General features: G+C 40.8%; 10 protein-coding genes and 1 other annotated feature. Of the genes, 3 read left to right on the top strand and 7 right to left on the bottom strand.

Annotated features, from left to right (window positions below; genetic code table 11):
• Positions 1-112: 112 nt before the first annotated feature.
• On the bottom strand, positions 113-694 hold the full coding sequence (locus I8J31_RS19405; protein WP_199470240.1) for a TetR/AcrR family transcriptional regulator: 582 nt from the start codon (positions 692-694) through the stop codon (positions 113-115).
• Between the two features lie 44 nt (positions 695-738).
• Positions 739-1,311, bottom strand: coding sequence for a hypothetical protein (locus I8J31_RS19400; protein ID WP_199470239.1), 573 nt, complete (start codon positions 1,309-1,311; stop codon positions 739-741).
• A gap of 96 nt (positions 1,312-1,407) precedes the next feature.
• Here I8J31_RS19400 and I8J31_RS19395 point away from each other — a divergent pair, with 96 nt between their 5' ends.
• Positions 1,408-1,971 (top strand): NMCC_0638 family (lipo)protein, encoded by a 564-nt coding sequence (locus tag I8J31_RS19395; protein ID WP_199470238.1) that lies wholly within the window; start codon positions 1,408-1,410, stop codon positions 1,969-1,971.
• Positions 1,972-2,109: 138 nt separating this feature from the next.
• Here I8J31_RS19395 and I8J31_RS19390 read toward each other — a convergent pair whose 3' ends face one another.
• From I8J31_RS19390 to I8J31_RS19375, 4 genes are all read right to left on the bottom strand, one after another.
• The gene (locus I8J31_RS19390) at positions 2,110-2,598 is read right to left on the bottom strand and encodes a GNAT family N-acetyltransferase (protein WP_199470237.1); all 489 of its coding nucleotides are present in this window, start codon (positions 2,596-2,598) and stop codon (positions 2,110-2,112) included.
• 10 nt (positions 2,599-2,608) lie between these two features.
• Positions 2,609-3,508 carry an ATP phosphoribosyltransferase gene (gene hisG / locus I8J31_RS19385; RefSeq protein WP_199470236.1) on the bottom strand — a complete coding sequence of 300 codons (900 nt, stop codon included), beginning with the start codon at positions 3,506-3,508 and terminating at the stop codon, positions 2,609-2,611.
• A gap of 72 nt (positions 3,509-3,580) precedes the next feature.
• Positions 3,581-3,693 (bottom strand) — a sequence feature (His leader region).
• A gap of 633 nt (positions 3,694-4,326) precedes the next feature.
• The gene (locus I8J31_RS19380; RefSeq protein ID WP_199470235.1) at positions 4,327-6,285 is read right to left on the bottom strand and encodes a DUF4365 domain-containing protein; all 1,959 of its coding nucleotides are present in this window, start codon (positions 6,283-6,285) and stop codon (positions 4,327-4,329) included.
• Positions 6,286-6,345: 60 nt separating this feature from the next.
• Positions 6,346-7,422, bottom strand: a complete 1,077-nt coding sequence (locus I8J31_RS19375) for an RES family NAD+ phosphorylase (RefSeq protein ID WP_199470234.1) — start codon at positions 7,420-7,422, stop codon at positions 6,346-6,348.
• Positions 7,423-8,275: 853 nt separating this feature from the next.
• Between I8J31_RS19375 and trpB the strand changes: the two genes are divergently transcribed.
• On the top strand, positions 8,276-9,547 hold the full coding sequence (gene trpB, locus I8J31_RS19370) for a tryptophan synthase subunit beta (RefSeq protein ID WP_199470233.1): 1,272 nt from the start codon (positions 8,276-8,278) through the stop codon (positions 9,545-9,547).
• Positions 9,544-10,332: a tryptophan synthase subunit alpha gene (gene trpA / locus I8J31_RS19365; RefSeq protein WP_199470232.1), complete on the top strand. Its 789-nt coding sequence runs from the start codon at positions 9,544-9,546 to the stop codon at positions 10,330-10,332. Before trpB ends, trpA begins: the two co-directional genes overlap by 4 nt.
• A gap of 62 nt (positions 10,333-10,394) precedes the next feature.
• Here trpA and I8J31_RS19360 read toward each other — a convergent pair whose 3' ends face one another.
• Positions 10,395-11,285 carry a LysR family transcriptional regulator gene (locus I8J31_RS19360; protein ID WP_199470231.1) on the bottom strand — a complete coding sequence of 297 codons (891 nt, stop codon included), beginning with the start codon at positions 11,283-11,285 and terminating at the stop codon, positions 10,395-10,397.
• Positions 11,286-11,537 lie beyond the last annotated feature (252 nt).

The following is an 11,537-nucleotide window of genomic DNA, read 5'->3' as shown; positions in this document are numbered from 1 at the left end:
ATCGAGTATTTTGACGTGAAATTCGTGGGGATCCCTCAGGGTCAGATCCCTTAAACAAGAACCTAGGTGGGTAAATTAACGAATGTATAACTCTTTAAGGGATCTGACCCCTTTAGAGCCTTGGTAAATGAGCCTCAGCCAAAGCGACCCACTCGAGCTGGCGCTCTAGCTCATCTCTTTTCATCAGCGGTTGATTCAACAACGCAGGGGTTAGCATGGCTTCTTTGCTAACCGCTTTCAATGCAAACAAATGCATAGCCGAAACATCAAACGCTGTTAACCATTCCAATAAAGCGGACTCTAAAACCGCTTCAAACTGGTCAAATAGTTCAGTCGTCGACATCACCATTTTATGCTGTTCACCTAACAGAATGCGATACACTGCAAGGCGTTCTTGCTTGCCTACCCAAGCAGACCAAAGGGCTATCCAACCGGTAATAAGATTAGGCTGTGTTGCGGCCTTTTGTTTCAATAAAACCGCGTCCATCTCCTCCTTCGCCCTGTCGGTTAAAGACGACAGCACGGTTTCCCATAGCACTAGTTTCGTCGGAAAATTACTGTACACCGTCGGCTTAGATACAACAGCAGCAACCACCACTTGATCAATACTGGTACTTTGATAGCCCTGCTTGGTAAAAAGCTCACACGCCACCTCGACGATATGTGCTTTCTTACTGGGTCTTCCTCTTGCCATAATGCCCTCTAGGCTTGTATTTAAACGGATCAGATCCCTTTTATTTACTTAGAAGGCTCTGTACTTTTATCTTGAAAAAGATAAAGCCATTTAACAATATTCAAAGACATATCGTTTATCACATGATCTTCCAGTACTAAATTTTTAGACCCTACCGAGGCACCACTCACCTGCTTTAAAAACTCAGAAGCATTAAAAAGAGTAATAATTTCCTTCGTTTCGTCTGAAGCTACATGATGCCCGTTTTCTATCATTGTGCCTGAATATTGAAGTGTTGAAGAGCCATAGGTCTTACAAATACCAAACATCTCTCCCATAAAATTTCGCCTATATTGAATTTTCAACTTTAAAGTAACAGCATCTTTTGGAAAAAAAGCTAAGATTTTTTTATCCCACAACACTTTTTGTAACTTTTCCTTAAACTTTTTTGCAAGAGCTTTATGATCTGCAAACCCATCTGGGTTGGAGTCACACTTTTGGAGTAAATTCACATCAACAGAGGCTATAAAAAAGCGTTTATTTTGCACATCGAAGTACTTTATAGGTTTTGGAGTAGTCGAGCAGGCTGACGCTATCAACGCTAACGCCAACACCCCTATTAATTTCATGCTATACAATGTATTAATGTCCTTTATTCTTACATTTAAGGGTGGTAATGATATATCATAAATAAGAAATATATTTTAAGACATTACATCATAGAGATTGTTATATTGAGAAGACGAATTATAGTTAAACAGGTTATTTTTTTCTTTTTATGTAGCTTAACCTTTGAGCCTGTCATTGCTTCTACTGACGAAGAGCATAAAGCGAGTATATTTATTAAATATTATACTGCTTTTTGTTTAAGCTACGTAACCAATCTTGAATCACTTCGTGAATCCTTAACAGCGAATACAGCTAAGCTACCACCCAAAGTGGCTAGGAAGTTTCTTTCAGGGCATGATGGAGATGCATGGAAACTTCTAGACGAGCAAGTCATATCTGTTGTAGCACTGCCCAATCATAAAAAATTCTGTTCATTGTCTATGCAAAAAGCCGATACAGAATATGCAAAAAAGCAGTTCATTCGTCTTGTAAGTACAGCACCACAACCATTTATGTCTAAGCAAGTTAGTAGTCACAAAACACTCTCTGCTTTAAATGTTCTAACAAATACTATTTCCTATGAGTGGTCTTTACCAAATAGTAGGCAGAAAATGCTCTTTACTTTGAAAACAGCTTTATCACCAAAAGCAGACGTACAATTATTTGGATCGACTGAAATCGTTCAATAATAAAAATCTATTTTATATCAAATAGATATAGTTGCCTTTCAGTAATTTTATTTAGAAATATCGTCTGTTGAATAAGCCTCTAAAATCGAATGTTTGAACACCCGTTTATTGATTCCAGAACCTTTAACTTATTTATTTTTATTCTGTTTCTTCTTTATACATTTTCAGACCTCTTGCCTGATAATTAGATAAGGCCGAAGCATGATCCAAAGAACAAGTATGCACCCACACTCTTTTCGTACTGGAAATGTCCCATGCATTTGAAATCGCTTGGGACAATAAATAACCACCGAAGCCTTTACCAATAAAGTTAGGTGCCAAACCAAAGTAAGCGATTTCAGTGTCACCCGATTCCTTAGCATTTAGCTCAAAATACCCAGCAACAGCGCCATCGTAATAAGCGACCCAAGTACGAACATTAGGACTCTCGACATAAGCTTTCCACTCTTCATCAGAAAGAGACAACTTATCTGTCCAATCCCATTGCTCACCTATCAACTGATAAAGAAAACGATTAAACCTAAATTCATCTATTTTCGCTTCCTGCACCACCAGCCCACGGGACTCTGTTTTCTCGATTAACTCATCCGACGACTTCATCTCTAAATAATACGTAGTGACTGCCATGCAAGGCCTCCTAAACCATCATTTTTTCAATCGGCATGACCAATATTGAACGACAACCTAATGCTTTCAGTTTTTCCATGGTTTCCCAAAATAGATTTTCAGGGCTCACCACATGAATCGCTACTGTGTCTTCATCGCCAGATAATGGCAATACGGTCGGTGTTTCTGACCCCGGTAACAGGGCTTTCACTTGATCTAAATACGCCTTTGGCGCATGCAACATAATGTACTTACTTTCCTTCGCCTGAATCACCCCGTCAATGCGCGGTAACAATGTATCAATCAAGGCTTGCTTGGCCGCTGGCAGCGCTTCTGAACGCTGAATAAAAACCGCTTTTGAGCGAAAGATAACCTCTTCTTCCTGCAAACCATTGGCTTCCAACGTCGCCCCCGTCGATACCAAATCACAAATCGCATCAGCCACACCCGCTCGTGGCGCGACTTCAACCGACCCTGTTAACATCACCGCCTGAGCCGACACATTATTTTGTTTAAAAAAGCGCTCCAATAAAAATGGATACGTGGTAGCGACCTTTTTCCCGACTAACGACTGCACGCCTTGGTAATCAAACTCATTAGGAACCGCAATAGACAAACGACAACCACCGTAATCTAAACGGCGCAACGCCTTATACCCAGACGCTTTATTGGCAGCTTGACGCTCCAGCATTTTTTCTTCTAACTCGTTCTCACCAATAAAACCAAGATCCACCACACCATCCATCACCAAACCGGGAATATCATCATCACGCACTAATAAAAGATCAATGGGCTGATTCGTAGAATGAGCGATCAATAAACGATCCCGAATTTGTAATTTAATGCCTATGGCTTTTAACAAAGCAATACTGTCGTCACTAAGGCGACCGGATTTTTGTACCGCAATGCGAAGTCTATTGTTGTCACTCATGTTTTACCCCATTTTTATTCAAATTGTCATTGGCAACATTGCCATTGAAACATTACACGGGGCCTTCAAATGAAAAACCCCCGAAAGTTACCTTCCGAGGGTTGAGAAAAATTCTGCGCCACTGGAAGGTAATAAAACCTTCCAGCCTAAACCTGAAAGGTTAAGCTTTATGGTGGTGATGATGGATAGCTTGCAGTGAATTTTTCAAAATCTTAATCCTGTTGTAAAAAACGAAACTCGTTAAGTAATTGTTGTAGAAGCCCTTAACGCGCTGCCTACCTTAAATAATTGCGTTTATTAATGCAAGTTCAAATCAGACATTGAAAAGAAGAACCACCAACCTACCGATGCCTAAAACACACAGACATAGAGTCACGCTATTTATTCTCTGGTTTCCATTCAAACGCTTTGTATTCGTCAGCTTTTATTCCGCCCCGCTGGGCGTGGGTTCAAGTCTATTAGCTTGTTCAAGTTCCATTCAAATGCTTTGAGCCATGAGTTTTATTCCGCCCTGCTAGGCGTGTAACTTTTGTCAAACGACACAAAAGTAACCAAAAGGTCTTTTATCGGACTTTCAGCCCAAAACGTCTCATTGTCTTTGTTTAGCATGATTTTTAGCACAACGATTTTTTACGTAAGGTGTTGATGTGGTTTTTTAGAGGTAAATAAATCAGTAATCGAATGACTCGGAAACACCATAAGGTCGCGCAATCAGGATTGCGTCGAATGTTTTTCGCTGAGGGTAAAATACCGAAAGTGATGAAACCAAAGGCCAAAGTCTCTTGTATTTTTCTAAGGTAAAGACGGAAAATATGAAATCAACGACCTTGACCCTTTGAGTCATTTTCGTTAACGAGAACATTTTCGAATTTCCCTTCTTCATTTTGTATTCGAAGTTCAGGAATATTATTTTTTGATTTTCTATCATCCAATAGTAGTTGATCAATAACATGCGCTATTTGAGATAAAGCTTCTTCCCCAAGGCTTCCCTCTATAACTTCATACAAAACTTCAATATATCGTTCACCATTGAAAAAATAACCTGTACGAACTAAGAGAGCAAAGATTTCTATAGGAACGACATTATTAAAGCTACATGCAGTTGCTTTTACCCAAGCTTCTATATCCCATGTCTGTACTAAAGCGCACATAGTATAACAAAATGCCGCATCATGAATTTGACCTGAACTATTCTTAATATGTGCAAGATTAAACCAGGCTAGGGCACAGAGAAGGTCTTTCTCCAAAGCTTCTTCCAATTGCTTCTCTGCTTTATCTGGGCTTAGATAACTTATATCAGCCAATTCAACGGCTTTCTTGATATTTCTATATTGAGATTTAATATCGTGCTCCTCAATTATAGAAGCTAAACAAATCGATTTTAAGTGCCATCCTGCATGTTGGCTCTTTGTCTTGTTTAAGTAATTTTTAAATGTTTTGTGTGCCTCTTGATATTTACCAGAAAACATCAATGAGTCAGCATACAAAGGTAGAACATCTTCGCTGCTATCAATTTCTAAGGTTTTTTTATAAAGTTTTGATGAAAAAGTGAATTTACCAATTTCGAACAGAGAGCCAGCTAGTTCCCTGTAAAAATAGCCTTGATTGTAGTACTTAGGCTCATATCTCCTCGCTATTAGTAGGCACCTTGCAGCTTGGTTACACCTATCTGTACTCCTATAAAAATTTCCCAAGTTATACTGCGATATCCCATACAGGCTCGGAGATTTTTCCTTATACCTTTCGATAGTTTTCTTTAGGAATGTTTCAGTAGCTTCCTGTTTTACTTTATCTACCGTATTTCTTATAAATAGCAATGTTGAATTAGTAATCATTTCTAGAAAGTTATTTTCAGCCTCATCACAAACATCACTAACTATTTCGAGCGATTCCTTAAAAAAGTTTGATTTCAACAGACAGGGTAAAAGGCGCTCAAAAATCTCATGCTTAACCTTCAATCTATGTTGTAAATCGTGAGAAAAAACTATTCTGGCTGCTAAGTCACTATAACCTAGTTGTGATAGAGACAAGGAAAGTGCCAGAGAAATATCCTTTAGCAGATCTTCAGCTAGCTTGGAAGGATCCATCAAATCAACACTATGAAATGTACAGCCTGCAATATCTAGAAAGCCTACTTTAAGTGTATTTTCATCGATAAAAACGTCAGCAGAAAGAGAATTGTCATCGTATACCAATCGCAGAACGCTACTGAATTTATTTATTTTCGATCTGATTTTTGAGATAAGAATGCTCGAAGCCACACCGCATATAGATTTACTTTCAAAAGAGATTTGCACATCGATGGGAAGCTTAATAAAGCCTGATTTAACTGCTCTAAGTTTCGTTAGGTATTTATTTAGTTCATCTGCTTTTTCTTCATCGAGAATATCAGCTTCAGAAAAGCTTACCCTCATTGTTTTGGCATCGTCTTTGGCATAAAAGGTATCGATTTCGCCAGCCCACTTAACGTAAAACGTATCTTCATGCTCAGAATACCTAGCAATCAATACAGGTATTTCTAGTCGCTTATAATATTTTATAGTTTCTAGGCTTAGGTCGAACCCTCTTATAGCCCTAGTCTGGTCTAAGCTAGTCGCTTTTAATTGAACCCAAAATACTAAACCTGTAGCCTTTTCGTCGGAATTAAAGATTTCAACTTCACCATCAATCCCATAATCTTTATCTTTGTCTCGAAAAACCCATTTTTGTGGTATAGACAGAGCAAACTTATATCTGGACAAATCTTCTAACTGATGCTGTTTTATTCTCTTTGTCATATTCCCTCAAGAGTGATTTGATCGCCTGTTAGGCATTTCTCACCGTAAGTTTTAACATGGTTAATACTCTACTGGCCCAAAATGCCCTTGATAACCAACTTGGGTAATTATAAGCCTATTGATGGACTCTGTTTTTACTAATTTAGTTTTCAGCGGGTGCCCAAACAATGCAAAGTTTCTAATTGTGTAAGCATCTGCGTATTTTTCGCGTTCAGGGTGAAATCGTCGTAAAGAAAGACCATAACTAGTTTCAAAAGGATGACCGCCAGTTCTAATAAGGCTGAAAAATGAAGGGTAAATAACTCCATCATAACCAGCGAGTTTTGCTGCCTTGGCTAAAGCCCGAGAAATTTCATACGAATGTGACTTAGCAAGAAATAACATATGTATAGCCATATCTAAGCTTTCAAACTCTGTATTATCTTCCTCTAAAATTTGTGTTAAATCTAAAAAACGAAGCTCTTTCTCAGTTTTAAAAGTTGCTACATAAATTTCATCATCTGTAGATGCTCGACATTCATGAATACAAACATCAATATCTTGCGAACCATACATAACGGAAAGTTCAGAAGAATCCAAACGACCATTACCTGAAAATTCAAGTGGAGGGCTATCATATTGCATTGGATCAGCAGGATTATTCGGATTAACCCTCAGGCGGTAAAACTTAGTACCGCTGGCAATTGACCTTTCAGGATATTCTTGCAACACCTGTTCAATAATTCCCCCTCGACTGCTTTCATTCTGGAGATCTTTAAGCGGCTCAACTTCACCTATCATCCATAGACGCGGCCCGTAGTGAAAGAACCCAATTTTGGCTGCGCCCTCAATCAACTTTATATCCGCTTCTAACCAAGACGATGGACGAATATCACTTTTCCCGTAGTGATGTTCATTACACTGAATTACTGGCGCGGCTCCATATTCACATCGGATTGTTGTTCCGCTTACAAAAAATCTCCACGCCAATCCTTTGATCAGCTTTTGTGTGAGTTTTTTACCATCGGTGCTTTTACAATTAGGACATTCTTCTGACAGTTCATGACCAATTTTATTTGCATCTATTCTTAACCCTTCATCCTCAAAGCAATTAGAGCAAAGTAGAGGGGAATCATCGTTTAATATTGGTTGGGGCATGCTGGTCCTTTTGCCTAACATTTTTAATAGTACGCATGCGTATTTAGACAATTTCAATAGCATCCAAAATGAGCCGCGTTAATTTAGATATTTCAAGGAAGGTATTCGGTGAGGTCATTCAAGAGAAAACTCCATCTAAAAACACGCCCTTCCCTGACTGGTTTTGACGATACTATTAGACGATTAAAATAACCACTTTATATTTGTGTTTTTTCTTTGCTAACAAGCAGTTATGTAAACGATGTAGTCGGTCTATACATGGCCTTTAGTATCTCAAGTTCTTACCAACTCTCGACCCAGACAAAAAATTTTCGATTCAATCCTGATTGAACGACCATGATCACCTCACGTAACACAGTAAAACCGAACCTAAAACACCAGAAGAATTGATCAATACTTTACGTAACAACGAGCGTAGAGGAACAATCATGCGCTTATGACGAAACAACGCATTAAATGTCTAAAGCGAATTTTTGGTTACTTTTTGGGCGCTAGCAAAAAGTTACACGCCCAGCGGGGCGGAATAAAACTCATGGCTCAAAGCATTTGAATGGAAGTTGAATCAATAAATGCCCCCGCTCAGCAGAGCGGAATAAAACTCATGGCTCAAAGCATTTGAATAGAAGTTGCTGTACTTGGATTTAGTTTGGGGTTGTTGGGCTAAAGCCCAACCTACAGGATAGGGAAAGGAACTAAGTCCACGCCCAGCGGGGCGGAATAAAACTCATGGCTCAAAGCGTTTCAATGGAACTTGATTAAACAGACCAACAAAACAGAAAAGAAAAACTTGACGACACTTTAAAACCCGATTAAATTAACTAAACGGTATAGTTAATTTAATAAGGAAAACACAATGAAAAGCGAGAACGGTTTCTACGGACAATACGGTGGTAGTTACATTCCTGAAATCCTTTATTCAAGCCAACAACAAATTCTCAATGCGTTTGAAGAAGCCAAGAACGACCCAGCCTTTCTCGCTGAATTACACAAGCAATGGCAGCAGTTTTCTGGCCGCCCGACGCCTCTGACCTATTGCGAAAACTTGACCGAACATTTTGGCGGTGCGCAGATTTACCTAAAGCGTGAAGATTTAAACCACAGTGGTGCCCACAAGATGAACAATGTGATTGGCCAAGGTTTATTGGTGAAACGCATGGGCAAAAAACGGGTGATTGCCGAAACGGGCGCTGGCCAACATGGTATTGCCACGGCTCTTGTGGCGGCGCGTTTGGGTCTTGAATGTACGATTTATATGGGCGCGAAAGACATAGAACGCCAATACCCGAATGTATTTTGGATGAAGCAGTTAGGTGCGACGGTTGTGCCGGTTACCACGGGGGCACAAACCCTACGGGATGCTTTAGATGAAGCCTTGCGTGACTGGTCTTCCAGCCATGAGGAAAGCCATTACCTAATCGGCACGTCCTGTGGTTGTGCGCCTTTCCCTGAAATGGTGGCGTTTTTCCAATCGGTGATTGGCGATGAAGTACGCGAGCAAAGTGTGGCGCAGTTCGGTCAATTCCCTGATCGTTTGTATGCCTGTGTCGGTGGTGGCTCTAACGCTTGTGGTTTGTTCTTGCCTTTCCTTGATGACAAAGAGGTGGAAATGGTCGGTGTCGAAGCTGGCGGTAAAGGGCTAGAGCTTGGGGAGCATTCGATTCGCCTGTCCCATGACCTCGGTCAGCCAGGTATTGCTCAAGGTTTTGCCACTATGTTTTTGCAAGACAAAGCGGGGCAATTACAAGAAACCCATTCCATAGCCGCTGGGTTAGATTATGTTGGCGTATCGCCTATTATTGCGCATCTTGCCGAAACGGGCCGAATCAAAATGACTTATGCCATGGACGATGAGGTCATTAACGCCTGTACTTTATTGCTGAAAAAAGAAGGCATTATTCCAGCACTGGAATCTTCCCATGCCTTAGCCGGTGCGTTTAAAGACGCACCAAATTTACCGAAGGCATCCCGCATTGTGATTAACCTTTCAGGCCGTGGCGATAAGGATATTTTCAACGTGGCCAAAGCGGTAGAAGATGAAACCTTCCCGCAGTTTTTAACCGATTACCTTGCCTCCTACCCAACGACCGCTACGGATAAAAGCAACAATACAGGAGAAAAAGCATGAGCCAGTTAGCCGCTTTTATTAAAGAAAAACGCCAGCAAAAGCCGATTCTATCCATGACTCATGTGGTATACGGTTACCCAACGGTACAAGAGAGTTTGGATTGGATGGCACGCCTGATGAAAGAAGGGGTGGATTTCATTGAAGTGCAGTTCCCTTTTTCCGACCCTGTTGCCGATGGCCCTAGCATTGTGGCGGCTTGCCATAAAGCCTTGGAGCAAGACTTAGACGTAGACACCTGTTTATCGCAAATTGGCAAACTGGCCCGTGATTACTCAGACAGCCGCATTGTTTTAATGAGTTACCTAAATCCCATGTATCGCTTTGGTTTAGACAAGCTAGCCAAACGCGCCGCGGAAGAGAATATCCAAGGTTTAATCTTGCCTGACTTGCCTATCGAACAAGCGGCGAGCTATCAAGCGGCTTGCGCTAGCCATAAGATCGACCCAATTTGGTTGGTGACACCCGTTACACCGAAAGACCGCCTTGCCATGCTGGCCGGACAATCGAGCGGGTTCTTATATTGTGTGGCACGTTCTGGGGTGACAGGTCATTCCAGCCACGAAGAGAAAAGCCAAAAAACACCGCTGGACGATTACCTCGCGCAAATCAAACAACACGCCAGTGCCCCTATGGGCGTCGGATTTGGCTTGCGGGAACGCTCGCACATTGAGCAGTTAATGGGTAAAGCAGACATCGCCATTTTGGGCTCTGCCCTATTGGATGCTTACAACCAAGGCGGCCAAGAGGCGGGGGTTGAGCTGCTACAAACGCTTTTTACTGACTAGCTAAAGTACAAGCCCTGTTGCCTATCTGCATCAACAGGGCTTGTATTATGCGTCACCTCCCTTTATGCCTTTATCGTTTCAATCAGATAATCAATGAATAGACGCACTCTGGGCGGCATGTTTTTTCGACTTGGGTAAAGAATATTGACGCTTAAGCCTTGCATATAAAAATCGGGGAACAATCGGACTAAGCTCGGGTCATTAATTTCTTCAGCCAAAAAACTCGCGATCAGTCCAACGCCCATACCTTCCCTTACCATGGACATCACCCCCAATGGGGAATTACAGACATGCTTAGGATGGGTTCTAATTTGCTGCTTTTCTCCCCGTTGATCCCTCAAGGTGACAACATCATTAGGTAAACTCGTCCGAGAAAGAGAAATCCAACTATGATGTTGAATATCCTCTGGAGTGGTTATCAAGGGCGTTTTATTCAAGTAACCTTGGCTGGCATACATTCCCAACATAAAAGGCGCTAACACACGCCCCACCAATGATGAATTCTTCATTTCGCCAATGCGTAATACCAAATCCAGATTTTCTTCCACTGGACTTTCAATCGCATCATTCAGGTCAACATCAAATACCACATTGGGGTATTGTGCGGAAAATCGAGCAATAAGCGGATTCAGTATAAAAGTGCCGAAGTCGATGGTAGTACTGATTCGAATGATGCCTGACACTTCTGAAGATAAGTGATTCACGGAACGAAAGGCGTCCTCTGCCACCTTGTTCAATCCATTACTGTAATGATAGAAGGTGCAACCCTCTGTAGTGAGATTGATCTTTCGCGTTGTGCGGTGCAATAACCGAACATTTAGAATAGTTTCCAGGGCGGTAATCTGCTCACTCACTTTCGATTTCGGTAAGCTCAGCAGCTGCCCTGCCTTAGTAAAAGAGCCACATTCAACTACCTTGTTGAATATGGCGATTTTTTTAAACTCATTTAACATGACTGTTCCCTTATCAATAACTCTCTGTTCCTTTTTTACTCTCTAGTCGACATCCGAATTTAAATACATAATTGATAGTCAATGAGAGAAAATTGATTATGATCACAAAAAAAACAAAGGCCAATTGAAAATTAATTTTATCCATTCATTTTCAACAAATTATTATTAAGCATATTTAAAGGAGATAAATAAACGCTTACTTTCATATGAAAAATCAAACCAATTAAAATTAACGTCTATCTATAAAGGAAT

Origin of the sequence: Marinomonas transparens (assembly GCF_016463975.1) — a bacterium.
GTDB lineage: Bacteria > Pseudomonadota > Gammaproteobacteria > Pseudomonadales > Marinomonadaceae > Marinomonas > Marinomonas transparens.
Note: the sequence above shows the minus strand (reverse complement) of the source record. Positions and strands in the feature narration are given on the sequence as shown.